This is a genomic window from Trinickia sp. NRRL B-1857 (assembly GCF_050470685.1).
Lineage (GTDB): Bacteria > Pseudomonadota > Gammaproteobacteria > Burkholderiales > Burkholderiaceae > Trinickia.
In genome coordinates this window covers 1,560,142-1,584,981 of record NZ_JBFLUK010000001.1, presented here as the reverse complement: position 1 = coordinate 1,584,981, position 24,840 = coordinate 1,560,142, and the positions used below count along the sequence as shown (strand labels likewise).

Genomic DNA, 24,840 nt, shown 5'->3' with positions numbered 1-24,840 from the left:
AAAAGCGCGAAGGCGGTAATCGATACGAAGCGCGCCGCGTGCGTCCCTCCACATGGGATGCGCGCGGCGCGTTTGCATTTATGCTTCCGACGCAGGACCGTCGTCCTCGTCTTCGTACGCGCCGAGCCGGTTGTAGAGCGTCTTCAAACTGACGCCCAACGCCTTCGCCGCACGCCGCTTATCGCCGCCGCAGTGCTTGAGCGTGCCGAGGATGATCTGACGTTGTGCTTCGGCGAGCGGCGTGCCCACCCAAATGCTCATCGCATCGCCTTGCGTGACGGCTTTTTTCGAACGCGCCGCAAGTCGCGGATGTTCGATCTCGACCGTCTTCTCCGCGAGGATAAACGCACGATAGACGCTGTTCTTCAGCTCCCGCACGTTCCCCGGCCACGAATACGTGCGCATCGTTTCCCTGGCCCGTTTACTGAATGCCTTATTCGTTCCTTCTTGGGCGTTCAGTTCGGCAAGGAAATGTTGCGCAAGCAGTTCCCGGTCGCCTTCGCGTTCTCGCAGCGGTGGGGCCCGCAACGGGAACACGGCGAGCCGGTACATCAAATCCTCGCGCAGGCCGTTTTCCTTCACGGCCACCATCGGATCGCGGTTCGTCGCGGCGATCACGCGCACATCGCTGCGTAATAACTCCGTCCCGCCGACGCGGTAAAACGTGCCCGTTTCGAGCGCGCGCAGCAGTTTCACCTGACGCACGGGCATCATCTCGGTGACTTCGTCGAGAAACAGCGTGCCGCCGTTCGCGTGCTCGAAGTAGCCGGCGCGACCCTGAATGGCGCCGGTGAAGCTGCCGCGCTCATGGCCGAACAGTTCCGCTTCGATCAGGCTATCGGGGATGGCGCCGCAATTGACCGCGACGAACGGGCCGTCCTTGCGCGAACTGCGGTCGTGGATCGTGCGGGCGACCAATTCCTTGCCGGTGCCGGACTCGCCGACGACCAACACGGTTGCATCGGTCGACGCGACGCGTTCGATTTGCTCGTATAACTCCAGCATCGACGGCGAGGAGCCGTACAGCATCCCGTACGATTCGAGCCCTGCCGCATCGCGGGCGAGGGTCTTCGCGAATCGCGCCGCTGCGTCTTGATCCCGCGCCGCGGCTGGCGTTTCAACATCGGTAGACTCGGGCATGTGATTGAAGTCCAAGGGGCGTCATCGCCCCGAAAAAAGTATGCGACCTATCCTTCGGCGGCAATGCGCGTAGCTAGTTCCAAACGAGTATTTAACCATGCAACGCAACGTTGGCGCACCCCTGTCCTGCGCTTTGCCCAGGCACGAAAACTGCGACTGGCCGAAATCGACGGTAAGCGGAACTTGGCGCGCGTAAAGCGATCGGAATAAGATCCGAGCGGTGCGCGAACGCCGCTTTACCTCGCATTCGTCAATGCAACGAGTAATGCTAGGGGGATCTCATGGCTCGTCCTAAAATCGGCATTTTTGGTGCACTCGTCGCCGTCGGCGGCGTGTTAGCGTTGCGCTGGGCGCAAAAGCATCGAGCGGCGCAAGCGCGGCTCGCAGGCGAGTTGACTCGGTGGGAGGGCGAAGGCGGTGCGGTAGCGGCGGGCACAAGCGCCACGCAGGCCATGTCCGATAGCGGCCCGGGGCGCGACGTGATGCCCAACGGTGCCGGCCACGGCGCGATGGGACGCATCGGGGGCACGCGCGACGCATGGATCTTCCCGCACGGGCATAGCTGACACCGGTCAGTACGCTGGGCGACCTTCGGCGCCGCCGCTCGGGCGGTGCCGATTTCGTATTGGTGCGACGAATCGCTCGCTTGGCTCGTTGCGTCTAGGCACAATGTCGCAACGAGCCGCGCGAGCGGTTCGCGCTTTTTTGTTTCCAACCCGTTATTCAAAGACCAGCGAAAACAGATGCCACATGTGCTGATAGTCGACGACGACCCCGAAACCCGCGAAGCGCTCGTATCGATCATCGCCGCCGACGGCTTGACGACCGCGACGGCCGGCGATTTGCGCGAGGCTCGCATTCAGCTCGTACGCCAAACGCCGGATGTCGTGTTCACCGATCTGCAACTGCCGGACGGCAGCGGCGTCGATTTGTTCGAAGACCTCGATCCGCGTTCGGGCGTCGAAATCATCGTCATCACGGGTCATGCGACGGTCGAGTCGGCCGTGACGGCGCTCAAAATGGGTGCCTCCGACTATCTCGTTAAGCCGATCAACATGCAGCGCGTCAAGGCCGTGCTCGATCGCCTGCCGCGTGCCGGCGATCTGAAAGCGCAGATTGGCACGCTGCGCGGCGAGCTACGCCGTATGGGGCGATTCGGCCTGATGCTCGGCAATTCGCCGGCGATGCAATCGGTGTACGACCAGATCGGCCGCGTCGCGCCGACTGCGGCGTCCGTGCTGCTCGTGGGCGAATCGGGTACCGGCAAGGAAGTGGCGGCGCAAACCATCCACGAACTGAGCTTGCGGCGCAAGCACGCGTTTCTCGCCGTCAATTGCGGCGCCATCTCGCCGAACCTGATCGAATCGGAGATGTTCGGCCATGAACGCGGCTCGTTTACGGGCGCGGATCGTCAGCACAAGGGCTATTTCGAGCGTGCGAGCGGCGGCACCATTTTCCTCGATGAAATCACCGAGATGCCGGCCGAGTTGCAGGTGAAATTCCTGCGGGTGCTCGAGACCGGGATGTTCATGCGGGTGGGGACCACCAAGGAAATCGAGACGGACGTGCGCGTGATCGCGGCGACGAACCGCGATCCGGAAGAGGCTGTGCTCGAAGGCAAGTTGCGGCTCGATCTTTATCACCGGCTCAACGTGTTTCCGATCAGCCTGCCGCCGCTGCGCGAGCGCGGCAATGACGTTTGGCTGCTCGCGCAGGCGTTCCTCGACGAGCTCAACGAGCGTCACGGTTCGCGCAAGCAGTTCCCGCCCGCAGTGCGAGACATGATGCTGTCGTATCCCTGGCCGGGTAACGTGCGTGAGCTGAAAAACTACGTGCAGCGCGCGTTCATCATGGCCGCGCCCGACGCAGACAGTACCGCTGCCGTGCCGTTGCAGATCTCGCTGTCCAAACCGTCTACGGGCACTGCGGTGACGATTCCGTTCGGCACGTCGCTCGCAACAGCCGATCGTCAATTGATTCTCGCCACGCTCGAGCAGTGCGGCGGCGTGAAGACGCGCGCGGCCGAAATTCTCGGCATTAGCCTGAAGACGTTGTACAACCGGCTCGTCGAATACGGCGAAGATGCGAAATCGGCCGCGAGCGAAAGCGATGCGGCCGGCGAGCCGGGCGAGGCCACGGCTGGACGCTGAAGCAAGCGGGCCGTCACGGCTCGCGCATGCGATCGCGCCTAACGAGTAGCCTGGAGTAATCGACGTTCGGCGCGATCGTTCGCATGGCAAAGGATTTGCTCGCCTATCGTCCTAACTCCATTGGGTCGATCGACGAGGGACGTTTGCCATGCCCGCATCATGTAGCGCATACGCTCAGATTTCCGCTTGTTTCCGCACGCGGCTACGACCGCGAGCACATTTGCATACGCCCGAGCCCGACCCGCCTGTGCCGCCGCCGAAAGAGCCACCGGTGCCGGGGCCGGTTCCCGAGCGCGAGCCGCCCGAGCCGCGCGAACCTCCTATCGGCGATCCGCCCCCGATTCCTTCGGATCTGCCGCCCATGCATTGACGACGCAAGCGACGTTCGGCGGTACCCGTTACAAATCTGACGCAATTGTTACCGCGCGTTCGCTCGTTCGGCATCCTAGACTTGAAAGACATTGCTTTGCTTGCGCGGGCATTCGCCTGCTCTTGGAGACCGATCCATGAGACACCCTGCGTTGCGGCGCTCTGCGCGCCATGCGCTCAAGCGTGAAGCGAAGAACGGCGGCGGTTTTCCCGCTCGCTCGCCGTCTTCCGAAGATGCGTCCGGCCAGAACCGCGCCGCGCCTGACGCGCCCGCGGACGGCGAGCACAATCAGGGTGGGGCTCGCGTCGAGGGGCTCGACTATCAACGCGATCTAGGCTCCGAGCAAGACGCTTAGTCGTAGCTTTGTCGGAAAAAAGTCGGCACGTGCGCGTGTGGGCGCGGCGTAGGGCGCGCTTTCACGTTGCGTATCGTGCGATAACGCGTACGCGCTTGATCGAGTTTCGACAAGCGCGCATTGCCTATTGGGGGCTCGCCTTTACCGCGACGAGTGCGCGAATGGCGGAAACGTGCTTCGAATGGGGATTGCGGCACGGCACTTGCGTATCTCACGCCGAGCGACGGCGAGATGGTTCGCCGCGCGAGAACTGCCAACCGAAGAGGTGGAGCCGCAATGAGCAGACTTATCGTGGTGTCAAACCGCGTCGCGCCGACGCAAGAGGGCCGCCCCGCAGCGGGGGGGCTGGCGATTGGCGTGCTCGACGCCCTGAAGGAAACGGGCGGCGTCTGGTTCGGGTGGAGTGGCGAGATCATCGGTGAATCACAACCGCCCACGATCGAGAACCAGGGCAAGGTCACTTATGCGACCGTCGGCCTCACGCGACGCGATTACGACCAATATTACCGAGGTTTTTCGAACGCGACCCTATGGCCGACATTTCACTATCGCACCGACTTGTCGCGCTACGATCGGCAAGAATATGCCGGTTATCTGCGGGTCAATGCGACGATGGCGAAGCAGTTGAAAGCCATGCTCGAGCCCGACGACATTATCTGGGTTCACGACTATCACCTTCTGCCGTTCGCGCGTGCGCTGCGCGAGTTGGGGGTGAACAACCCGATCGGCTTTTTCCTGCACATTCCTTTTCCGGTGCCGGAGATGCTGCGCACGGTGCCGCCGCACGAAGAACTCGTCAAGGCGATGTGCAGCTACGACGTGCTCGGTTTCCAAACCCAGGCCGATCGCCAGTCGTTCGTCGACTATATCGAGCGGGGCGGGTTCGGCACGGCGAGCGACGATGGGATGATTCATGCATTCGGACGCGTCTTGAAGGTCGGCGCCTACCCGATCGGGATCTATCCGGACGCGATCGCCAAGGCCGCGCAACAGTTCGCGGATCGCAAGCAAGTGGGTACGCTGCGCGACGCGATGCGCGGACGCAAGCTCATCATGAGCGTCGATCGGCTCGATTATTCGAAGGGCCTCGTCGAACGCTTTCAAGCATTCGAGCGCTTGCTTCTCGCCTCGCCGCATTGGCACGGGCGTGTCTCGCTCGTGCAAATCGCGCCGCCGACGCGCTCCGACGTGCAGACCTATCAGCGTATTCGCCAGACGCTCGAAGGCGAAGCGGGCCGCATCAACGGACGATTCGCCCAGCTCGATTGGACGCCGATTCAGTACCTGAACCGCAAGTACGAGCGCAATCTCTTGATGGCGCTTTTCCGTCTCTCGCAAGTGGGCTACGTGACGCCGTTGCGCGACGGCATGAATCTCGTGGCCAAGGAGTACGTGGCGTCGCAAGATCCCGAGGATCCGGGCGTACTCGTGCTGTCGCAGTTCGCGGGCGCGGCCGAGCAACTGCCCGGTGCCCTCATCGTCAATCCATTCGATCTGACGCAGATGGCCGAGGCGCTGGAGCGGGCGCTATCGATGCCGCTCGAGGATCGCAAGGCTCGGCACGCCGACATGATGGCGCAACTGCGCTCGGGCGATCTGTCGACCTGGCGCGATGCGTTCCTGGCCGATTTGCGCGATGTCACGACGGCAGCGTCCGTCACGCGCAAGGCCGTCAAGCTGGCCGATATCGCCGCTTAGCGCGACGGCGCGTCGTCGACACGAATAGGGCCGACTCGTTAGTCGGCCCTATTTGTTTGAAACCGGAAAACGATCGAGCTGCTCCGTCGGCGCATTTGAGAACGCGAGAACGCCAATTAGGACTACAGACGATTAGCAGCCCTAATCGACGTTCTCGCTCGCCTTCAACGCGCGCTACGCTTGCCGCCGCAACTGCGCCGGCGGCACCTTCAGCAGGTTGCGATATTTGGCGACGGTCCGGCGCGCGACGATCATGCCTTCTTGCGAGAGCATCTTCGCGAGGGCGACGTCCGACAGCGGGTTGCGCGCGTCTTCCTGATCGATCATCTCTTTGATGAGCGCACGTACCGCGGCGGCCGAACAGCGGCCGCCCGTTTCGGTCGCGAGTTCACGCGGGAAGAAGTGCCGGAACTCGAAGATGCCGCGCGGCGTAGCCATGTACTTGTTGCTCGACGCGCGCGAGACGGTCGATTCGTGCAAACCGAGTTCTTCGGCGAGCTTGCTAAGGACAAGCGGTTTGAGTGCGATCTCGCCGTAATCGAAGAATGCCTTCTGATACGAGACGATGCATTGCGCGACGCGTTGAATGGTCGTGAAGCGCTGCTCGGCGTTGCGAAGCAGCCAGCGCGCTTCCTGCAACTGCTGCCCGAGCGGCGAGCCGGCTCCGCCCGATTGCGCGAACAACTCGGCGTAGACGCGATGAATGCGCGCGCGCGGCAGGACGGCCGGATTGATCGTCGCCACCCAGCGGCCCTTCACGCGGCGCACGATGACGTCGGGGATGACGTAATTGTCGTCGGCGCGCGCATAGAACTGACCGGGCTTCGGATCGAGCCGTCGCACGAGCGCACACGCCACGCGCAATTGCTCGGCGGAGCACCCCAACTGCTTTTGGAGTTCCGCATGCTCGCGCCGGGCAAGCCGCTCGAGATGGTGTTCGACGACTTCACGCGCGGCGGCACGCCCGGGGGTATCGGGCGGCATCGCGTCGAGTTGCAGGCTCAAGCATTCGGAGAGCGAGCGTGCGCCTACGCCCGGGCGGTCGAGCGTTTGCACGAGCCGCAGCGCGACGCGCAATTCCTCTTCGCTGAGCGGCGGATCCGCTTCGAATGCGCCGGCGAGCTCTTCGAGCGATTCGCGCAGGTACCCGTCGTCGTCGAGCGCTTCGATGACGATCTGCGCGGCCGCGCGATCGCGTTCGCTCAACGGATAGAGATGGAGCAGGTTGTGCAAGTGCTCGTGCATCGTCGGCTGCGCGTGCGCCCAAGCGCCCGGGTCGACGTCGTCGGAGTCGCCGTTGTTGCGCGAGGCGCCTCGTGTGCTCCAATCTTGGCCGAAATCGCCGATCGGGTCGTCGGCCGGCGCCGTGATCGTCGCATCGGCGCTTCCCAGTCCATCGTAAGGATCGGCCGTTTCAACGGTCTGCGGCGCGTCGGCCGCGACGCCGGGCTGAAGGTCGTTCGCATCGCCTGCGTGCGAGCCGTTAGCGGGGCTTTCCGACTCTTCTACGATCGGGTCGTCGTATTCCAGGAACGGGTTGTTGTCGAGCGCTTGCCGCAACTCGTGCTGGAATTCCAGCGACGACAGTTGCAGAAGACGCACCGATTGTTGCAGGCGCGGCGTCAGTGCCACATGTTGTTTGCTGCGTAGCTCGAGTGTCGGTGGCATGTCGAAAGTCCTGTGGAATAGTCCTGGCTGTAAAGCAACGGCCATACCAGGTGTTGCCACGTGGGCAATGCAGACGATTAGCTACCGCAGGAACCGTGCCGCAACGCGAAGAACGCGGCAGCTTTTACAGACTCCAGTGCAAAAGCGCGGCGCGCTTTGCTGCGGCTGCGAACAAAGCGCCGGATGGATGGGGCGGCGCGCGGGGCACGATGCTTGCGGATGATGAGTGCGCAATAGACTCAGGGCGGCATCCCTTCCCGATCGCGCACGCCGGGTTCGGCAATTCCTTCCATCTTTGAGCAGGAGAAAACGTGAAAGCGCTCCCTTTACTCAAAATCGCAGCTGTCGTTGCGTCTCTTTCCCTCGCCGCAGGCGTCTCGGCCCAGACCACGGCATCGTCGACCGAAAGCGCGTCCGCGCCTTCGGGCAGCTCCGAATCGCTAGGGCAGCACATTAGCGACGGCACCGTCACGACGAAGGTGAAGGCTGCGCTGATGACGGCAAACGACGTGAAGTCCACGCACATTCACGTCAAGACGCGGCGCGGTATCGTTTGGCTGACCGGGTCGGTGCCGACGAGCGACGAGAAGACGCGCGCCGAGCAGGTCGCCGCCGGCGTCACCGGCGTGCATGAAGTCAAGAATCGCCTGAAGGTGAAAGCCGAGTAAGGCATTCGACACCAGGCGGCGCGGCGCCCAACTTGGGCCTATATGCGGCCTACGCGTGGCGCTGCGCAAATTCGGAGAGCGGTACCGGCGGCACGGTCGGGTCGAAGTCGGCCCAACGACCCTGCTGCCAGTGCCCGGTGGCGCGTTCGATCGCGAGCGCGCCAGCCTCGTCTAGCGCGTGCGCGGCCTTCGCTTGATTGTCGGGCGACACATGCACGGCGACCAGCACGCCCGAATCGCGCATCTCGTGATGGACCGCATGGCGGACGCGCTCGCGTAACGTCGGCGACATGCCGAGATAGGCATGCAAGCGGCCGCCGAGCAACGCGCCGGCGTAGGCGCCGATGCCCGCCGCCGTCACCGCGGCAATGAACGAGGCCGTCAAGGGCGCACAAATCGCCACGCCGAGCGCGGCGCCGGCGACCGCGCCAGCCGTGCTCCAACGCTGCGCGAGCCCGACTTGCCCGGCTCCCGGTGTAACGGAGTGCAGGCTGTCGGCCGCGGCGTGAGCGTGTTGGCCGCGGGGATTGACGAAAAACAGGCTGACGTCTTCTTCCAGGAAGCCTTGCGCGAATAACTGCCGGGCGGCGGATTGTGCCGCGGCGAACGTAGTGAAACGTCCAGCGACGATAAGCGACATGGCGGCTCCTTGACGGCGTTGCCCAAGGGCATGCCGAATGAGCAAAGCGAAGAACCGGAGGCAGGGCCGCTGGCGCGAGCCGCGCCCCGGGCCATATGCTTGGACACGAATTCTTTGCGTAGGTGCGTCCCCGTGCGGGTTTATCCCGGGAGGGGTGCGTGGGCGCTCGTGTCCCTAGGCCTCATCGCGTCGTCGCTCAGGTTGTTGCGACGGTATGCGGCGCACGCAGGCGCATCAGGCTGACGACCGACGCGAGCCCGGCCACTGTGGCCGCGAGGGTCAAAGCGATCACCGGCCCATGTTGAGGCGAGACGCCGAAAATCAGCGCGACGAGGGCCGCGCCGATCGTCTGCCCCGTTAGGCGCGCTGTGCCCAGCATACCGCTCGCGCCCCCACTGCGCTCGCGAGGTGCCGATGAAAGCATTTGCCGATTGTTGGGCGACTGAAACATCCCGAAGCCCGCGCCGCATAGGGCCATGCGCCAAATAATGGAAAACTCGCTCGGATGCGCCCCCATCGTCGCGAGCAGCGTGAGTCCGATCGTCAGCGCGAGCAGACCGACGCCGCCGAGCAACCCTGCCGAATAGCGGTCGGAGAGCACACCGGCGATCGGCGCGGCGAAAATGATGACGAACGGCCAAGGTGTGATCAACAAGCCCGTGCGCACTTGATCGAAGCCCAAGACGTTCTGAAAGAAGAACGGCAGCGCGACATAAGCCAGCATTTGGGCGCAGAACGAGCAAACGGAGGTAGCGATCGAGAGCGCGAAGACGGGGATCTTCAAAAGGTCGATCGGCAGCAGCGGGGCGGGCCGCGTGAGTTGCCGCCTAACGAACACGTAACCTACGACGAGTAGGGCCAGCACTTGCACGATCAACCAGCCGGACGCTTCGCCGTGACCGAGCCCATCGATCGTGAAAATCAGGAGCCCGAACACGATCGCGTTCATCCCCGCGCTCAGGTAATCGTAAGGCGCGTCGTGTCCCGGGTTGGTCGGCAGCGCGCGCAATGCCCCCGCGAAGGCGATAATGCCGATCGGCACGTTGACCGCGAACAGCCATGGCCAAGCGGCAACCGAGAGAATGGCGGATGCGGCCGTCGGTCCGACGGCCGACGATATCGCGACGACCATCGCATTGATGGCGACGCCGCGGCCGAGCTGGGTGGGCGGGTAAATGGTTCGCACGAGCGCGGTGTTCACGCTCATGATGCCCGCGGCGCCGAAGCCTTGGACGACCCGCACGAGCGCGAGCGCCGGTAGCGATCCGGCCAGCGCGCAGCCGAGCGAGGCGACGGTGAAGAGTGCCAGTCCGCCGAGATAGATACGCCGGTAGCCGATCCTGTCGCCTAGCGAGGCGAGCGGCAAGAGCGAAATCGTGACCGAGAGCTGGTAGGCGTTGACAACCCAAATAGACGATGCGGCGCTGGCATGCAGGTCGTGGGCGATAGTCGGCAGGGCGACATTCGCGATGGCGCCGTCGAGCACGGCGAGCGTGATGCCCAGCGCGATGACGACGATCGCCCAGTAGCGCTGGGGAACGGGAATACCTTGTTCTGCTTCCATCACGAAGAAACTCAGGGTAGCGGGCTGCGGGGACGTACCCCCGCATTCTAAGCGCGCAACCCTTCGGCGTGCTTGCGGGCACGCCTGCGCGGCGGCGGGCACTTTTGGTTGCCTGCGCAACCACCATGCCCTCATGCGCCGTGCAAGGCGGTGACCCGAGAGGTCGCTATTTCATTTCGTAGAGCCCGGTATAGGTGGTCGAGTCGAGCTCGTTCAGATGCGTCATGAAGCGGGCCACGGCGTTGGTCGTTTCCGGCGTGATGGGCAGATGATCGACCTTGAGCGCGTGCAGACGGAAGATATAGCGATGGGGCTTGTCGCCGCGCGGCGGCGCGGCGCCGCCGAAGCCCTGCGTGCCGTAGTCGTTGCGGACCTGGATCGCGCCGGCGGGCAGCAGGCTGCCGTCCGCCTTGCCGGCGCCGAGCGGCAGCGAGCGCACGTCGGCCGGAATATTGACGACGACCCAGTGCCAAAAACCGCTGCCGGTCGGCGCATCGGGGTCGTAGACCGTCAACGCGAGACTCTTCGTATCCGCGGGCGGCGCTTCCCATTGCAGCGCGGGCGAGAGGTTGCCGCCGTCGCCGTCGACGCCGAACGATTTGTCGTTGCACTCCTGAGCTTTGGGCATGAAGCCGTTGCTCGGGAAGTCGTCTGACCAGATTCTGAACTCAGCCATCGGATGCCTCCTTCTTCTTAACGGGGTGGGCGGTACGACACGATGCATCGCGGTGCGGCTCGCGAGCCGAGTTTATCACCGCACCTGCGCGCGCATCGGCGGTGCGCCGCGTCAGCGGGGCGCGTGCAGCTTGCGCAATCTCCAGATTAGGCTGGAGGTATCCAGGCGGTTGCCGCCGAGCGCTTGAACGTCGCCGTAGAACTGGTCGACGAGCGCCGTCACGGGCAAAGACGTGCCGCTGCGCTTGGCTTCGTCCAGACAGAAGCCAAGGTCCTTGCGCATCCAATCGACGGCAAAGCCGAAGTCGAATTTATTCTCGATCATCGTCTTGCCGCGATTGTCCATCTGCCAGCTCGCCGCCGCGCCTTTGCCGATGACCTCCAGCACCCGCGTCATGTCGAGCCCGGCGCGCTCGCCGAAATGGATCGCCTCGGACAGGCCTTGGACGAGCCCCGCGATGCAGATCTGGTTGACCATCTTTGTCAGTTGGCCCGCGCCGACCGGACCGAGGCAGGTCACCGCCACGGCGTAATGGCGCAGGACGGCCGCGGCGCGCTCGAAGGCTTGGGCGTCGTCGCTGCCGCACATGATAGTTAGTTTGCCGTTTTGGGCGCCGGCTTGGCCGCCCGAGACGGGCGCGTCGATGAACTGCACCGCGTGCGACTTCGCCGCTTGCGCGAGTTCGCGGGCAACGCCCGCCGATGCCGTGGTGTGGTCCGCGAAAATCGCGCCGCTCGCCATGCCGGCGAAAGCACCCTGCTCGCCGAGTGTGACGCTGCGCAGATCGTCGTCGTTGCCGACGCACGCGAGTACGAGTTCGGCGCCTTGTGCCGCTTCACGCGGCGTGCCGGCCGCCCGCCCGCCGTATTCGGCTACCCACTGCTCGGCTTTCGCGTGGGTCCGGTTGTAGACGGTGACGTCGAAGCCGGCTTTGGCCAAATGGCCGGCCATCGGGTAGCCCATGACGCCGAGCCCGATGAAGGCGACACGGCGAATGACGTTGACAGGGGAGGAAGTCGGCTCGCTCACGGCGGCTCCTTGGGCGTTTTGGTGGGGTGGGGACCTCGATTATCGCAGCGATGGGCCGTACGGCGGCGCACATTCGCAATGGCCCGTGGCGGGCCTACAATGGACTTAAGCTTTTCCCGCGCCGGGTAAGACAAGGAGGTCGCCATGTCCGATTCGTCGATCGTAATGGTGCTCGTACTCGCGTTCCTTACAGCCGCCGCGCTTGCCGTGGCGACGCGTTACCACACCGATCGCCCGGTGACCGATCTGATGCATTGGATCCAGGCACGCCATTGGTTCGATCGGCTTCACCATCGGCATTAGGCTGCATTACGTCGCACTCGATCGTCCCTAGCGGCGGCGCAGGCGTGGTCGTGCGCGGAGGACCGCGCGCATCGAGGGTAGTGGGGTAATGGGGCAATGGGGGTAATGCGTCAGCCTTCCAGATCGAGGTTGCCTAACAGCACGAACGGCTCGGCCTGCGAGCGCGTGGCCAGGTCGAAATCGCGCGCGGCTTGCCAGGCGGCCAACTTACGCGGCAGCGCCTCGAGATAATGTTCGAAACGTTGCGGGCCGTTATGCTCCGTTAGCGAGGCGATTTCACATTCGTCCCATGTCATCCGCAGATTGAGCGGATGCCGCGCGCCGCGCACCCGTTCGGCGATCGACGCGGTGATCGTCAGTGTCGTCGGACGCTCGGGGCCAGCGTACGGTTCGAGCCGCACGTGGGCATCGGGGCCGATGACGTTTTGAATCGCTTGGGCAATGCGAGGCGCGAATTCTGTATCGAATTGATGAGCTGTCGTCGGGTTCATGAGTGCTTCCGTGGTCAGGCGATGCTAGCACGGAGCAACCAGCCCGTTAGACGACGCCCCCGCGCCGCAACGCATCGAGTTCTTCGCCGCCGATTCCGCACAGCGCTTGCAAGACGTCTTGGGTGTGCTGCCCCAGTGTCGGCGGCGCGCTCGTATATCGGATCGGCGAGCGCGACATCTTGATCGGATTCGCCACGGAGGGGACCGTACCCGAAAGCGCGTGGGGCAAATCCACCTTCATGCCTCGGTGCCGAACCTGCGGATGGGCGAACGTCTGAGCAATGTCGTTGACCGGACCGCAAGGCACGCCCGCCGCGGCAAGGGGCGTGACCCATTGTTCGATCGTGCGCGTGGCCAAGATCTCGCGTATGAGCGGGACCAACGTTTCGCGGTGGGTCACGCGCGCCGTATTCGTCGCGAAACGCGGGTCGCACGCGAGATGCGCGCATTGCGCGATTTCGCAGAATTTGCGGAACTGGCTGTCGTTGCCGACGGCCAATACGATTTTTCCGTCTTGGGCGTCGAAGGCCTCGTAGGGCACGATGTTCGCGTGCGCATTGCCTTGCCGCCGCGGCGTCTTTCCGGAAACGAGGTAGTTCAGGTTCATGTTCGCCAAGGCGGCAACCTGCACGTCGAAGAGCGCCATGTCGATATATTGGCCGTCGCCCGTCTCGGTGCGATGGGCCAACGCGGCGAGGATCGCGACCGTCGCGTACATGCCGGTCATCAAATCGGCGAATGCGACGCCCACCTTTTGCGGCCCCCCGCCCGGCAGCGCATCGCGCTCGCCCGTGATGCTCATCAAACCGCCCATCGCTTGAACGATGAAGTCGTAGCCGGCCCATTGCGCGAGCGGCCCGTCTTGTCCGAAGCCCGTGATCGAGCAGTAGATCAAGCGCGGATTGATCTCGCGCAGATCGTTGTAGGCAAGCCCGTAGCGGGCCATGTCCCCCACCTTGTAGTTCTCGATGAACACGTCGCTTTGCTGCGCCAGCTTGCGCACGATCGCTTGGCCCTCGGGCGTCGCGATGTCGAGCGTGACCGATTTCTTGCCGCGATTCGCCGCGAGGAAATAGGCCGATTCGCCGGTCGGGTTGCCCTCGCCGTCATGCAAGTAAGGCGGCCCCCAGGCTCGCGTGTCGTCTCCCGTGACGGGGCGTTCGATTTTGATTACCTCGGCACCGAGATCTGCCAGCGTCTGGCTTGCCCAAGGGCCGGCCAAGACGCGAGACAGATCGAGAACGCGAAGATGGGAGAGTGCTCCGTGCATGGGGACATCCTGAAGTTGAAGGTGATTCGCTTAGCGGCTGAATGGGTCGGTTCGGTCCGCTATGCGAACCAGAGAGGTAGAATTCGGTTCTACACGCACACTATCGAAGCGCCGATCGAATGTAAACGGTGCCTCGTTCAAATAAATGGATTCTCATTTCATAAGCCATTGAGTGCAAATCCTTATACGGTGTTTGCGCTTTGATCAGCGGAATATCGGAGATTCATCGATCGATCCGCTATGCGAACCGAAATCGAGAAATGTTTGACACGGAGATTTTCACCATGACAGGATTCGGCAAAACCAAAGGCTCGGACGAGCAAGAGCGGGGTGCAGCGGTGCCAAAGATCAAGCGTGCGGTGGGGTCGTCGGAGTCGCGCAGCGAGCAGCGCGACATCGCGCGCTTCGACGAGGAGGCTGCTACCGACCGGCAGTTCGTGACCGCTTTGGCGAGGGGCCTCGAGGTACTGCGATGTTTCGAGCCGCGCGAGCGCTACTTGGGGTTGTCGGAGCTTGCGCGGCGCGCGGGTTTGCCGAAAGCGACGGTGGCGCGATTGGCCGGCACGCTCGCCAAGCTCGGGTATCTGCGTTACTCGGAAGCGCTCGGTAAATACAGCCTTGGCACGGGTGTGCTTTCGCTCGGTTATTCGATGCTGTCGAATTTGGATATTCGCGATGTCGCGCGCCCGTTCATGCAAGAACTCGCGGAGTACGCGAGGGCGTCGGTGGCCATCGGGGTTCGCGATCGCCTTTCGGTGGTCTACATCGAATGGGTGCGTAGCAGCGCCCCGATCACCGTGATGCGAAGCGTGGGCGTTCGCTTGCCGCTCGCCACCACGTCGATGGGACGGGCGTATCTGGCCGCGGCCTCCGAGGCTGAGCGCAACGAGGTGCTCGAACACGTGCGTGCGCACGACGAAGCGAATTGGCCGCGCATCGAGCGCGGCATCGTTCAGGCCGTGAAGGATTACGAGGAACGCGGCTTCTGCCTTTCCGCGGGCGATTGGGACAAGGACATCGCGGCCGTCGGCGTCCCGTTCACGGCGCCCGACGGCACACGTATGGCTTTCAATTGCGGCGGACCGGCGTTCGTGATGAGCCGCGAGACGCTGGAGGAGGATCTGGGCCCCCGCCTAGTGGATCTCGTGAATCGTTTGGGTGCCGCCTTAGGGCGGCGATGACTGGAAAACGGCGCGCGAACGGAGCGCCCGTTGCGAATGTTGTGAAATCGGGAATTGCAGATGATCCGTGACGATGAAACCCTCAACCTTCTTCTGGACGCGATTTCGCGCTTCGTGCGCGAGCGGCTCGTGCCTGCCGAAGAGCACGTGGCGCAGACAGATGAAATCCCCGCCGATATCGTGGGCGAGATGCGCGAGTTGGGTCTGTTTGGCCTGTCCATTCCGGAGCAGTACGGGGGCCTCGGGCTCACGATGGAAGAGGAAGTTCTGGTGGCGTTCGAAATTGCGCGGACTTCGCCGTGCTTTCGGTCGCTGTTCGGCACGAATGTGGGGATAGGGTCCCAAGGGCTCATTATCGACGGGACGGTGGATCAAAAGCAGCACTATCTGCCGAGGCTCGCGTCGGGCGAACTCATTGCCTCGTTCGCGCTGACGGAGCCGGGCTCGGGCTCCGACGCCGCATCCTTGCGTACCCGTGCCGTGCGCGTCGGCGATCACTATGTCATCGACGGCACAAAGCGCTTCATCACCAATGCGCCGGAGGCCGGGATCTTCACCGTGATGGCCCGAACGAATCCCGATATCAAAGGCGCGGGCGGAATCTCCGCCTTCATCGTCGAAAAGGGAACCCCGGGTTTGTCGCTCGGCAAAGTCGACAAGAAGATGGGGCAGCGCGGTGCGCACACATGCGACGTCATCTTTGAAAATTGCCGCGTACCTGCGCAAAACCTGATCGGCGGCATCGAAGGTGTCGGCTTCAAGACGGCAATGAAAGTGCTCGACAAAGGGCGCCTGCACATCGCGGCCATTTGTGTCGGGGCTGCCGAGCGCATGCTCGACGATGCCTTGCGTTACGCGCTGGAGCGGCAACAGTTCGGCAAACCGATCGCGGAGTTTCAACTGATCCAGGCGATGCTGGCCGACAGCCGCGCGGAAATCTACGCCGCGCGATCGATGGTGCTCGATGCGGCCCGTCGACGCGACGAGAACGAGGACGTTGCCACCCTTGCGTCGTGCTGCAAATTGTTTGCATCGGAGATGTGCGGGCGCGTCGCCGATCGCGCCGTGCAGATTCACGGCGGGGCGGGGTATGTCTCGGAATATGCCGTCGAGCGGTTTTACCGCGACGTGCGTCTCTTTCGCATTTACGAAGGCACGACTCAGGTTCAGCAACTTGTCATTGCGCGCGACATGATGCGCAACGCGAGTCTTTGATCCGCGCGCTTCGATTGAGATAGTCAGGAGTACGGTGCCCGTCACCGTTCATCGTTTGGCGTAACGGCGCCGCAGAGCGCTTGCCGAGCATTTTTGCCCGATGGAGGAGAACAAATGGAAATCGATTCGCTGAGCCGGCGAGGCTTGATCGCGCACGATCGCATATGGATCGCGGCGTTCGCTTTTGCGTTTTTGGGTTTGATGGTCGATGGGGCGGACTTGATGTTCTTGTCCTATAGCCTCTCCAGTTTGAAACGCGAGTTCGGGCTTTCGAATGTCGAAGCGGGCACGCTTGGCAGTATTACGCTGGCGGGCATGGCGATCGGGGGGATTTACGGCGGCTGGGCGTGCGACCGGTTCGGGCGTGTGCGTACTGTTGCGTGGACCATCGCACTTTTTTCGTTGGGGACGGCGGCGCTTGGCTTCACGGAGAATTTCGTGCAATTCGCCGTCTTTCGCTTTATCGCGTCGCTTGGGCTGGGTGCCCAGTATGTCGCGTGCAATACGTTGATGGCCGAGTATTCGCCGACGAAATCGCGCACCACCATTCTCGGTACGTTGCAGGCGGGATGGTCGGTCGGCTATTTGGTCGCCACCATTTTGGCCGGGTGGATCTTGCCTGCTTTGGGTTGGCGTTATCTGTTTTTCGTTTCGATCATTCCTGTCTTGCTCGCGTTGACGATGCAGCGGGTCGTGCCCGAGCCGCAAAGCTATGTCGCGTCGCGCGGCACGCGTCGCCGTGACGGGGCCGACGGCAAGCAAAAGCGTGGCGGCGCGATGAAGCTCGTGTTCAGCGATCCTGTGAATCGTCGCATGTTCGTGCTCTGGTCGATGACGGCGGGGTTGCTGCAATTCGGGTACTACGGCGTCAGCAATTGGATGCCCACTTATCTGGAGAAGGAGCTTCATCTGAAGTTCTCGTCGATGACGAGCTATATGGTGGGCACTTACGTCGCGATGATTCTCGGTAAGGTGGTGGCGGGCTGGTTCGCGGACAAATTCGGGCGACGGGCGGTATTCGCATTCGGTGCCTTCGGCTCGGCGGTGTTTTTGCCGGTGATCGTGCTATGGCACACGCCGGGGAATATTGCGTACTTGATGACGGTTTTTGGGCTTCTGTACGGCATGCCCTACGGTGTGAACGCGACGTATATGACCGAGAGTTTCGAGGCACGGATTCGCGGATCGGCGGTTGGCGGCGCGTACAACGTCGGCCGTGCCGGCGCAGCGATCGCCCCCGCCGCGATCGGATGGCTGGCGACGGGAGGCACCATTGGTTTGGGCTTTTTGGTGATGGGCGGTGCCTACTTCCTTTGCGGGCTGGTGCCGGCGCTTTTCATCAAGGAAAAGCTTTACGATCCGCAGCGAGCGTGACGATTTCCGTAGAGGTATCTTGTCGCCTCGCCCGATGTTCGTTTCGCGCGCACGGTGTGCGGTTTGCCGCGGGTGCCGAGGTAGTTCGGATGCGATGTCGACGACATGCATGACGGGAGAATGAGAGTTCCAGGTTTTGTCATGGACGCGATGCAACAAGCGCGAATCGAAGCGGCAGCGCAGGCCAATGCGGCCGACGCTGCTCTTTGGCGTTGGTTCGCAGTCATGTTGGAAGAGCGCCGAATCAAATGGCGCTACTGTTTCAACAATTGGATCGTAAATGTGGACCGGCGCTGTGTTGCCAGCGAAGACAGCTTTGACCGGGCGATCCGCGTGGCGAAAGACAATGCCGAACGTCGCGGATTGGGCTTACTGGACGCCCAACGGTACAAGGAGGCGGGCACTTCGTTCCCGGCAGGCCCCCATCAAGCTCGCGCCCAAGCCGACGCGGAGCTTTGATGCGATGTCGGTAGTGTCGTGCGTATTGGCTTGCGCCCGGCGACACGCGTGATGTGGGCTTGCCTGCGTGCAACGAGCCTCCCGCGCTAAACTGCGCTCCTCTTGGCGGATGCCGCGGTCGGCGCGGCAGGGCTGGGTGGCATCGTTCATCGTTCACATCAATCCGCGTATGGATTCTTTTCGCGCGCTGTCCATGTTTGTGGCCGTCGTCGAGTGCGGCAACTTCAACCGCGCGGCGCTTCAACACGGCCTCACGCCTCAAGCAGTCAGTAAATCGATTCGGCAATTGGAGCAGCACATGGAGGTGCGGTTGTTTCACCGCAGCCCCCGGCAATGCACGCTCACGCAGGAGGGCGAGCGCCTCCTGGCGACTATACGTCCGGTGCTCGATACGCTGACTCAGGCACTGTCCGCCACGAAGGCGGTCCACGCGGACGAAGCCGGGCTGCTGCGCATCACGGCCGACGGCCCGGTCGCGCGCCGTGCGCTGCTGCCGCTGTTGGCAGAGTTCATGCAAAGCCATCCCCGTATCGAAATCGAACTCGTGCTCTCGGCCGAATTCACCGACTTGGCCAAACACCGTATCGACTTGGGTTTCCGGGCCGGCGCCCAGCCGGAGGGAGAGGTGGTGGCACGAAAGCTCTTTCCGCTGCAATTGCTCATCTGCGCGTCACCCGACTATCTTGCGCGACACGGTACGCCGCAAACACTGGACGACTTGCAAGCGCATCGTTGCACTGCGTTCCGCCTAAGCACCACCGGACGCATCTGTCCCTGGACGGTACGGCGCCGCGGTGCTACGGGGACGTTCGTGCCGTCGGCGGTCTTTAGCGTCAATGACACTCAGAGCGAACTGGAGGCGGTATTAGCCGGTATCGGGATCGGGCAGATCGACAGTCTCAACGCGGTTCCTCACCTGCTGGCCGGCCGGCTCCAATTGCTGCTACCGGAGCATGTATGCGCACCGCAGGCGCTTTACCTCTATTACCCTCGCCGAAACGCCATGCCGCGGCGAGTACGACTCTTTGTCGACTTCGCGCTGGCTCGGCTACGCGGGAGTGCCGCCTACCACCTGCCGCAAGGCGGAGACAGCATGGCGGCATGACAACTTTCGGTTGTGGCGCGTGCTACCGCCGGTTCGTTCCTCAGTCCGGCCTCGATCGTTAGAGTTGCACCTGCTCGGTACCCAGCAAATCCATCCTTACCTCACCGGAGAAATCCATGTCTGAACAACTTACCGTTGTCGCCTTCCTGCGTGCCAAACCCGGTGCTGAGGAGGAGCTCGGCCGCCGCTTGATGGAACTGGTCGAGCCTTCGCGCAAAGAGATCGGTTGCCTGAACTACGACCTTCATCGCAGCAACACCGACCCTGCCGTGTGGTGTATGTATGAAAACTGGAGGTCGCAGGCCGATCTCGATTTGCACTTCCAGACAGAGCCGCTACAACGCCTCGTGAAGGACAAGGAGCAATTACTGGTAGGTGATATCGAGATGCACTACCTAAGCATGCATTCCGACCAAGCGGCGATTCGGTCGGCTTGATTTGGCCGATCGCGTATCCGGCGCGGCGCGCTTGCCGCGTCGAGGTGCGTTTAGCGGGGCTTCGGGGCCGCGGCCGTTGGATGTACTGCGGTGGCTGCCCAATGATGCCCCCAACCGAGCGTGCTTGCCTCGGGCATTGGGCAGCCGCAGGCCCCGCCGGACAATGGGGGAGCGAGACTTCTCGGAAGATTGGGAGACGGCGCGGGATCGATGATGGTCCCCCCGACAGGAATCGAACCTGTATCTAGCGCTTAGGAGGCACTTGTTCTATCCATTGAACTACGGGGAGGATCCGCTGACCGGGCGGTGAGCCCGGATGCGCCGGCGCGCGCAGAGTATATCAAAGCCCGGCCGGTTGCCTATCGCAATCGCGCGCACGGTTCCATGCGCGCGCTAGATCTCAAAATTCCACGGCGGCGAACTCGCCCTTGCTCACGTCGCACAGCGGGCACCGCCAATCGTCCGGGATATCCGCGAAACGCGTGCCCGGGGCAATCCCCTCGTCCGGCAGCCCTTCCTCTTCGTTGTACACCCACCCGCAAATCACGCAGACCCAGCTCTTGTACTCGATAACGTCGCTCACAGCGTTCTACCTAGTTCATCTCAAAAAGTCGCTACCTTAGCGCCGCCGGGTTGCCTTGCGGCGTTTCGACGGCGAGGCGAATTGTCGCACTCTTTTTCCGATGCCGCTGTTGGGGTCCCAAACGGCCTCCGGTAGACCGAACGGCCAGCACATGCCGGCCCGCGCCCGGCGGCCGGTACAATGGATGTTTCGATTTTTCGCAGGCGCGCTCCTTCATGTCGCTTTATTCCATCGTCGATGCGCAGCTCGCGTTCGGCCACGTCGCCTTGCTCGATCACGCCGACTTCTCGCTCGAGGCCGGCGAACGCGTCGGGCTCATCGGGCGCAACGGCGCCGGCAAATCGTCGCTGCTCAAGATCGTCGCCGGCCTGATGCACCCGGACGACGGGCTCGTCACGGGTCAGCAAGACCTGTCCACGGTCTACGTGCCGCAAGAGCCCGAGTTCGATCCGCAAGCCTCGGTATTCGATACCGTCGCGGCCGGGTTGACGCAAATGCGCGCGTCGCTCGACGAATACGACGCCGTCGCCCATGCGCTCGCCGATACGCCGGAAGGCGAGCAGCACGATGCGCTGCTCGCGCGCATGAACACATTGCAGTCGGCGCTCGATGCGGCCAACGCCTGGAACTGGCGCACGCGCGTCTCCACAACGATCGCGCAGTTGAATCTCGACGGCGAAGCGCGTGTCGGTGCGCTGTCGGGCGGCATGCAGAAACGGGTTGCGCTCGCGCAGGCGCTCGTCGTCGATCCCGATGTCTTGCTGCTCGACGAGCCCACGAACCACCTCGATTTCGACGGCATCCGCTGGCTCGAGGAGTTGCTCGTGAATTCGCGTGCCGGGCTGTTCTTCATCACGCACGATCGCGCATTCCTCGATCGCGTCGCTACCCGCATCGTCGAACTGGACCGCGGCAGGTTGTTGTCGTATCCGGGCAATTTCTCGGCCTATCAAACACGCAAGGCGCAGCAGCTGGAAGTGGAACGCATCGAGAACGAGAAGTTCGACAAACTGCTAGCGCAGGAAGAAGTGTGGATACGCAAGGGCGTGGAGGCGCGCCGTACGCGCAGCGTCGGGCGCATCGCGCGGCTCGTCGAGATGCGCAACCAGCGCGCCGAGCGCCGCAACGTTCAGGGCAACGTCAAGCTCGATGTCGGCCAGGGCGAGCGCTCCGGCAAGATCGTCGCCGAACTCACCGACGTGACGAAGCGCTACGGCGAACGCACGGTCGTCGATCGGTTTTCGACGACGGTCATGCGTGGCGACAAAATCGGCTTCATCGGTCCGAACGGCGCGGGCAAGACGACGCTGCTCAAGCTCATACTCGGCGAAATCGCGCCCGATGAAGGCACCGTTCGGGTGGGCACGAACCTGCAAGTGGCCTATTTCGATCAGATGCGCGCGCAGCTCGATCAGGAAAAGAGCTTGGCCGATACGATTAGCCCGGGCAGCGATTGGATCGAGGTGAACGGCACGCGTAAGCATGTCATGAGCTACCTCGGCGACTTTCTGTTCGCCCCGGAGCGCGCACGCTCGCCCGTCAAGTCGTTATCGGGCGGGGAGCGCAATCGGCTGTTGCTGGCTCGGCTGTTCGCGCGGCCCGCGAACGTCCTGGTGCTGGACGAGCCGACGAACGATCTCGATATTCCGACCTTGGAGTTGCTCGAAGAGCTGCTGGCCGATTACGACGGTACGGTACTGCTCGTCAGCCACGATCGCGCGTTCCTCGACAACGTCGTCACGTCCGTGATCGCAGCCGAAGGCGACGGCGTTTGGCGCGAGTATGTCGGCGGCTTCACCGATTGGCAGACGCAAAGCGCGCGGGCCGAGCGGCTCGCCCAAGAGGCCGCCGCCAAAAACGCGCCCAAGGCCGAGCCGCGCGAGGCTGCACCGAAAGAAAGCGCCGCCGGACGCAACGCGCAGCGCACGGTCAAGCTTTCGTTCAAGGAGCAGCGCGAGCTCGAAGCGCTGCCCGAGACGATCGCCGCGCTCGAAGCCGAGCAAAAGTCGATCGGGGCCCAACTCGAGGATGGCTCGATTTTCGCGCGCGACGCCAAGGAAGGCGCCCGCCTGACGGAGCGCTACGCCGCGATCGACGACGAATTGCTGGCCGCCCTCGAACGCTGGGAGGCGCTCGAGGCCAAGCGCAAGTAGTTTCCATGGCGGCCGCGGGCCGCCGCGCGCTCTGCGGCTCGGCGAAATGGCCGTCCTCTGCGGCTCGGCGAAATGGCCGTCCCGCGGGGCGCCGCCCGGCGGGTGACCGCTTCAACGAATTGCCGCATGAAACGAAACCAGTAAAATACGGCGCGACTACGGCGGACGCGCATTCGGCGGCGCCGGCCACGCTCGCTTTGCGGGCATGCCGGCCGCTGCGCTGATTCGATTCGCTTTTTTTGAACTTTCAACGCTTTGTCCACGCGGATATCCACACGCGCTGTGGACAACGACCAACACGAGACCATGTCCACGAAAAAGCCAAGCGCCGCATACAGCGAGGCCTCAATCAAGGTGCTCAAAGGGCTCGAGCCGGTCAAACAGCGGCCGGGCATGTACACGCGCACCGAGAATCCGCTGCACATCATTCAAGAAGTCATCGACAACGCATCGGACGAAGCACTGGGCGGTCACGGCCGCCAGATTACCGTCACGTTGCATGCCGATCAGTCGGTCTCCGTCGAGGACGACGGGCGCGGCATTCCCTTCGGCTTGCATCCCGACGAAGGCGTGCCCGTCGTCGAGATCGTCTTCACGCGCCTGCACGCCGGCGGCAAATTCGATAAGGCGGCCGGCGGCGCCTATACGTTCTCCGGCGGTTTGCACGGCGTCGGCGTTTCGGTGACGAACGCTTTGTCGTCGCGGCTAGACGTGACGGTCTGGCGCGACGGCAAGGTCGCGCAAGTCGGGTTCTCGCATGGCGACGTCATCCGCCCGTTGACCGTGCGCGCCGTCGAGAGAGGCGAAAAGCGCACGGGTACACGCGTGACGGCGCTGCCCGATCCGAAATACTTCGATTCGGCCAATCTGCCGCTCGGTGAGCTTCAGCGCCTGTTGCGCTCGAAGGCCGTGCTGCTGCCGGGCGTCGAGGTCGTGCTCGTCAACGAAAAATCGGGCGAGCGTCAAAGCTGGAAATACGACGACGGCCTGCGTGGCTACTTGCTCGAGGGCATGGCCGGCAGCGAGTTGTTGATTCCGCTCTTCGAAGGCGAGCGCTACGCGGATAGCACGCGGACAAGCGAAGATTCATTTGCCGAAGGCGAAGGCGCGGCGTGGGTCGTCGCCTGGAGCGAGGAGGGGCCGCTGCAACGCGAATCCTACGTGAATCTGATCCCGACCCCCGCGGGCGGCACGCACGAGTCGGGCTTGCGCGACGGGCTCTTTCAAGCGGTCAAGAGTTTCGTCGAGCTGCATAATCTTCAGCCGAAGGGCGTGAAGCTGTTGGCCGAGGACGTGTTTGCGCGGGTGTCGTTCGTGCTGTCGGCGAAGGTGCTCGATCCGCAATTCCAAGGGCAGATCAAAGAGCGTCTGAACAGCCGCGACGCCGTCAAGCTCGTATCGTCGTTCGCGCGCCCGGCGCTCGAATTGTGGCTCAATCAGCACGTCGAGCACGGCAAGAAGCTCGCCGAACTCGTCATCAAGCAAGCGCAGGCGCGCACGCGGGCCGGGCAAAAGGTCGAGAAGCGCAAGAGCTCGGGCGTCGCCGTGTTGCCCGGCAAGCTGACCGACTGCGAATCGACCGACATTTCTCGTAACGAGCTCTTCCTCGTCGAGGGCGATTCGGCCGGCGGCTCGGCGAAGATGGGCCGGGACAAGGAGTTTCAAGCGATTCTGCCGTTGCGCGGCAAGGTGCTCAACACCTGGGAGACGGAGCGCGACCGCTTGTTCGCCAACAACGAGGTGCACGACATCTCGGTGGCGATCGGCGTCGATCCGCACAACCCGGACGACAACGTCGATCTCTCGAATCTGCGGTACGGCAAGATTTGTATCCTCTCGGACGCGGACGTCGACGGCGCGCACATCCAAGTGTTGCTGCTGACGCTGTTCTTCAAGCACTTCCCGCAGCTGATCGAACGCGGGCACGTTTGCATCGCGCGGCCGCCGCTGTTTCGCGTCGATGCGCCCGCTCGCGGCAAGAAGCCCGCGCAGAAGCTTTACGCGCTCGACGAAGGCGAGCTCGAGGCCACGCTCGATAAGCTGCGCAAGGACGGCGTGCGCGAGACGCAGTGGTCGATCAGCCGCTTCAAGGGCCTCGGCGAAATGAGCGCCGAGCAACTTTGGGATACGACGATGAACCCCGACACGCGGCGGCTTATGCCTGTTGCGCTCGGCGAACTGGAATACGAAGGCACGGTGTCGCGCATGACCATGCTGATGGGTAAGGGTGAGGCGGCGGCGCGTCGCAGCTGGCTCGAAGAGAAAGGCAACGAAGTCGAAGCCGATATCTGACGCAAGACAACGACTTGTA

23 protein-coding genes and 1 tRNA gene are annotated in these 24,840 nt (G+C 63.2%); 14 read left to right on the top strand and 10 right to left on the bottom strand.

The features are described 5' to 3' along the window. Nucleotides 1–78: 78 nt before the first annotated feature. Nucleotides 79–1,140: a sigma-54 interaction domain-containing protein gene (locus AB1286_RS06975; protein WP_430362569.1), complete on the bottom strand. Its 1,062-nt coding sequence runs from the start codon at nt 1,138–1,140 to the stop codon at nt 79–81. Nucleotides 1,141–1,421: 281 nt separating this feature from the next. Between AB1286_RS06975 and AB1286_RS06970 the strand changes: the two genes are divergently transcribed. From AB1286_RS06970 to otsA, 4 genes are all read left to right on the top strand, one after another. Continuing rightward, nucleotides 1,422–1,706: a hypothetical protein gene (locus tag AB1286_RS06970; RefSeq protein ID WP_430362568.1), complete on the top strand. Its 285-nt coding sequence runs from the start codon at nt 1,422–1,424 to the stop codon at nt 1,704–1,706. A 177-nt stretch (nt 1,707–1,883) separates the two neighbouring features. Continuing rightward, nucleotides 1,884–3,290, top strand: coding sequence for a sigma-54-dependent transcriptional regulator (locus tag AB1286_RS06965; RefSeq protein ID WP_430362567.1), 1,407 nt, complete (start codon nt 1,884–1,886; stop codon nt 3,288–3,290). Between the two features lie 506 nt (nt 3,291–3,796). Continuing rightward, a complete protein-coding gene (locus AB1286_RS06960; RefSeq protein WP_430362566.1) occupies nt 3,797–4,015 on the top strand; it encodes a hypothetical protein in 219 nt (72 codons plus the stop codon). Between the two features lie 276 nt (nt 4,016–4,291). Next, nucleotides 4,292–5,713, top strand: coding sequence for an alpha,alpha-trehalose-phosphate synthase (UDP-forming) (otsA, locus tag AB1286_RS06955; protein ID WP_430362565.1), 1,422 nt, complete (start codon nt 4,292–4,294; stop codon nt 5,711–5,713). Nucleotides 5,714–5,887: 174 nt separating this feature from the next. On the opposite strand, the gene AB1286_RS06950 is transcribed toward otsA, so the two are convergent. Then, nucleotides 5,888–7,381, bottom strand: a complete 1,494-nt coding sequence (locus tag AB1286_RS06950) for an RNA polymerase factor sigma-54 (RefSeq protein ID WP_430362564.1) — start codon at nt 7,379–7,381, stop codon at nt 5,888–5,890. A gap of 311 nt (nt 7,382–7,692) precedes the next feature. On the opposite strand from AB1286_RS06950, the gene AB1286_RS06945 reads away from it, so the two are divergent. Beyond that, nucleotides 7,693–8,049, top strand: coding sequence for a BON domain-containing protein (locus tag AB1286_RS06945; RefSeq protein ID WP_430362563.1), 357 nt, complete (start codon nt 7,693–7,695; stop codon nt 8,047–8,049). A 49-nt stretch (nt 8,050–8,098) separates the two neighbouring features. On the opposite strand, the gene AB1286_RS06940 is transcribed toward AB1286_RS06945, so the two are convergent. The 4 genes from AB1286_RS06940 to AB1286_RS06925 form a co-directional block, all read right to left on the bottom strand. After that, complete coding sequence (locus AB1286_RS06940) at nt 8,099–8,689, bottom strand: hypothetical protein (RefSeq protein WP_430362562.1); 591 nt, start codon at nt 8,687–8,689, stop codon at nt 8,099–8,101. 196 nt (nt 8,690–8,885) lie between these two features. After that, nucleotides 8,886–10,253 carry an MFS transporter gene (locus AB1286_RS06935; RefSeq protein ID WP_430362561.1) on the bottom strand — a complete coding sequence of 456 codons (1,368 nt, stop codon included), beginning with the start codon at nt 10,251–10,253 and terminating at the stop codon, nt 8,886–8,888. Between the two features lie 166 nt (nt 10,254–10,419). Beyond that, nucleotides 10,420–10,929, bottom strand: coding sequence for a YbhB/YbcL family Raf kinase inhibitor-like protein (locus AB1286_RS06930; RefSeq protein WP_102646397.1), 510 nt, complete (start codon nt 10,927–10,929; stop codon nt 10,420–10,422). A 111-nt stretch (nt 10,930–11,040) separates the two neighbouring features. Further along, the gene (locus AB1286_RS06925) at nt 11,041–11,958 is read right to left on the bottom strand and encodes an NAD(P)-dependent oxidoreductase (RefSeq protein ID WP_430362560.1); all 918 of its coding nucleotides are present in this window, start codon (nt 11,956–11,958) and stop codon (nt 11,041–11,043) included. A 144-nt stretch (nt 11,959–12,102) separates the two neighbouring features. Between AB1286_RS06925 and AB1286_RS06920 the strand changes: the two genes are divergently transcribed. After that, complete coding sequence (locus AB1286_RS06920) at nt 12,103–12,261, top strand: hypothetical protein (RefSeq protein WP_430362559.1); 159 nt, start codon at nt 12,103–12,105, stop codon at nt 12,259–12,261. A gap of 110 nt (nt 12,262–12,371) precedes the next feature. On the opposite strand, the gene AB1286_RS06915 is transcribed toward AB1286_RS06920, so the two are convergent. Both AB1286_RS06915 and AB1286_RS06910 read right to left on the bottom strand, forming a co-directional pair. Beyond that, nucleotides 12,372–12,752 carry a DUF5594 family protein gene (locus AB1286_RS06915; RefSeq protein ID WP_430362558.1) on the bottom strand — a complete coding sequence of 127 codons (381 nt, stop codon included), beginning with the start codon at nt 12,750–12,752 and terminating at the stop codon, nt 12,372–12,374. Between the two features lie 46 nt (nt 12,753–12,798). Further along, the gene (locus AB1286_RS06910; protein WP_430362557.1) at nt 12,799–14,022 is read right to left on the bottom strand and encodes a CaiB/BaiF CoA transferase family protein; all 1,224 of its coding nucleotides are present in this window, start codon (nt 14,020–14,022) and stop codon (nt 12,799–12,801) included. 284 nt (nt 14,023–14,306) lie between these two features. Between AB1286_RS06910 and AB1286_RS06905 the strand changes: the two genes are divergently transcribed. The 6 genes from AB1286_RS06905 to AB1286_RS06880 all read left to right on the top strand — a co-directional run bounded on the left by AB1286_RS06905 (nt 14,307) and on the right by AB1286_RS06880 (nt 19,793). Beyond that, nucleotides 14,307–15,203, top strand: a complete 897-nt coding sequence (locus tag AB1286_RS06905) for an IclR family transcriptional regulator (protein ID WP_430362556.1) — start codon at nt 14,307–14,309, stop codon at nt 15,201–15,203. 60 nt (nt 15,204–15,263) lie between these two features. Further along, nucleotides 15,264–16,418 (top strand): acyl-CoA dehydrogenase family protein, encoded by a 1,155-nt coding sequence (locus AB1286_RS06900; RefSeq protein ID WP_430362555.1) that lies wholly within the window; start codon nt 15,264–15,266, stop codon nt 16,416–16,418. A gap of 114 nt (nt 16,419–16,532) precedes the next feature. Continuing rightward, complete coding sequence (locus AB1286_RS06895; protein ID WP_430362554.1) at nt 16,533–17,792, top strand: MFS transporter; 1,260 nt, start codon at nt 16,533–16,535, stop codon at nt 17,790–17,792. 105 nt (nt 17,793–17,897) lie between these two features. Then, entirely contained in the window at nt 17,898–18,251 is a 354-nt protein-coding gene (locus AB1286_RS06890; protein ID WP_430362553.1) for a hypothetical protein, read from the top strand. 169 nt (nt 18,252–18,420) lie between these two features. Continuing rightward, on the top strand, nt 18,421–19,356 hold the full coding sequence (locus AB1286_RS06885; protein ID WP_430362552.1) for a LysR family transcriptional regulator: 936 nt from the start codon (nt 18,421–18,423) through the stop codon (nt 19,354–19,356). 116 nt (nt 19,357–19,472) lie between these two features. Beyond that, nucleotides 19,473–19,793 (top strand): putative quinol monooxygenase, encoded by a 321-nt coding sequence (locus AB1286_RS06880; protein ID WP_430362551.1) that lies wholly within the window; start codon nt 19,473–19,475, stop codon nt 19,791–19,793. 214 nt (nt 19,794–20,007) lie between these two features. On the opposite strand, the gene AB1286_RS06875 is transcribed toward AB1286_RS06880, so the two are convergent. Together AB1286_RS06875 and AB1286_RS06870 are read right to left on the bottom strand one after the other, a co-directional pair. Then, nucleotides 20,008–20,082, bottom strand: a tRNA-Arg gene (locus AB1286_RS06875). Nucleotides 20,083–20,193: 111 nt separating this feature from the next. Further along, on the bottom strand, nt 20,194–20,376 hold the full coding sequence (locus AB1286_RS06870) for a rubredoxin (protein ID WP_430362550.1): 183 nt from the start codon (nt 20,374–20,376) through the stop codon (nt 20,194–20,196). A gap of 215 nt (nt 20,377–20,591) precedes the next feature. Here AB1286_RS06870 and AB1286_RS06865 point away from each other — a divergent pair, with 215 nt between their 5' ends. Both AB1286_RS06865 and AB1286_RS06860 read left to right on the top strand, forming a co-directional pair. Next, nucleotides 20,592–22,529, top strand: coding sequence for an ATP-binding cassette domain-containing protein (locus AB1286_RS06865; protein WP_430362549.1), 1,938 nt, complete (start codon nt 20,592–20,594; stop codon nt 22,527–22,529). A gap of 306 nt (nt 22,530–22,835) precedes the next feature. Continuing rightward, a complete protein-coding gene (locus AB1286_RS06860) occupies nt 22,836–24,821 on the top strand; it encodes a DNA topoisomerase IV subunit B (RefSeq protein WP_430362548.1) in 1,986 nt (661 codons plus the stop codon). Nucleotides 24,822–24,840: the final 19 nt, after the last annotated feature.

Excerpts from the sequence above, each read along its gene's own strand:
- AB1286_RS06915 (WP_430362558.1), bottom strand. The coding sequence starts at position 12,752 with ATGAACCCGACGACAGCTCATCAATTCGATACAGAATTCGCGCCTCGC.
- AB1286_RS06910 (WP_430362557.1), bottom strand. The coding sequence starts at position 14,022 with ATGCACGGAGCACTCTCCCATCTTCGCGTTCTCGATCTGTCTCGCGTC.
- AB1286_RS06885 (WP_430362552.1), top strand. The coding sequence starts at position 18,421 with ATGGATTCTTTTCGCGCGCTGTCCATGTTTGTGGCCGTCGTCGAGTGC.
- AB1286_RS06920 (WP_430362559.1), top strand. The coding sequence starts at position 12,103 with ATGTCCGATTCGTCGATCGTAATGGTGCTCGTACTCGCGTTCCTTACA.
- AB1286_RS06905 (WP_430362556.1), top strand. The coding sequence starts at position 14,307 with ATGACAGGATTCGGCAAAACCAAAGGCTCGGACGAGCAAGAGCGGGGT.
- AB1286_RS06940 (WP_430362562.1), bottom strand. The coding sequence starts at position 8,689 with ATGTCGCTTATCGTCGCTGGACGTTTCACTACGTTCGCCGCGGCACAA.
- AB1286_RS06895 (WP_430362554.1), top strand. The coding sequence starts at position 16,533 with ATGGAAATCGATTCGCTGAGCCGGCGAGGCTTGATCGCGCACGATCGC.
- AB1286_RS06900 (WP_430362555.1), top strand. The coding sequence starts at position 15,264 with ATGATCCGTGACGATGAAACCCTCAACCTTCTTCTGGACGCGATTTCG.
- AB1286_RS06880 (WP_430362551.1), top strand. The coding sequence starts at position 19,473 with ATGTCTGAACAACTTACCGTTGTCGCCTTCCTGCGTGCCAAACCCGGT.
- AB1286_RS06935 (WP_430362561.1), bottom strand. The coding sequence starts at position 10,253 with ATGGAAGCAGAACAAGGTATTCCCGTTCCCCAGCGCTACTGGGCGATC.
- AB1286_RS06950 (WP_430362564.1), bottom strand. The coding sequence starts at position 7,381 with ATGCCACCGACACTCGAGCTACGCAGCAAACAACATGTGGCACTGACG.
- AB1286_RS06965 (WP_430362567.1), top strand. The coding sequence starts at position 1,884 with ATGCCACATGTGCTGATAGTCGACGACGACCCCGAAACCCGCGAAGCG.
- AB1286_RS06970 (WP_430362568.1), top strand. The coding sequence starts at position 1,422 with ATGGCTCGTCCTAAAATCGGCATTTTTGGTGCACTCGTCGCCGTCGGC.
- AB1286_RS06930 (WP_102646397.1), bottom strand. The coding sequence starts at position 10,929 with ATGGCTGAGTTCAGAATCTGGTCAGACGACTTCCCGAGCAACGGCTTC.
- AB1286_RS06890 (WP_430362553.1), top strand. The coding sequence starts at position 17,898 with ATGCATGACGGGAGAATGAGAGTTCCAGGTTTTGTCATGGACGCGATG.
- AB1286_RS06960 (WP_430362566.1), top strand. The coding sequence starts at position 3,797 with ATGAGACACCCTGCGTTGCGGCGCTCTGCGCGCCATGCGCTCAAGCGT.
- AB1286_RS06860 (WP_430362548.1), top strand. The coding sequence starts at position 22,836 with ATGTCCACGAAAAAGCCAAGCGCCGCATACAGCGAGGCCTCAATCAAG.
- AB1286_RS06975 (WP_430362569.1), bottom strand. The coding sequence starts at position 1,140 with ATGCCCGAGTCTACCGATGTTGAAACGCCAGCCGCGGCGCGGGATCAA.
- otsA (WP_430362565.1), top strand. The coding sequence starts at position 4,292 with ATGAGCAGACTTATCGTGGTGTCAAACCGCGTCGCGCCGACGCAAGAG.
- AB1286_RS06865 (WP_430362549.1), top strand. The coding sequence starts at position 20,592 with ATGTCGCTTTATTCCATCGTCGATGCGCAGCTCGCGTTCGGCCACGTC.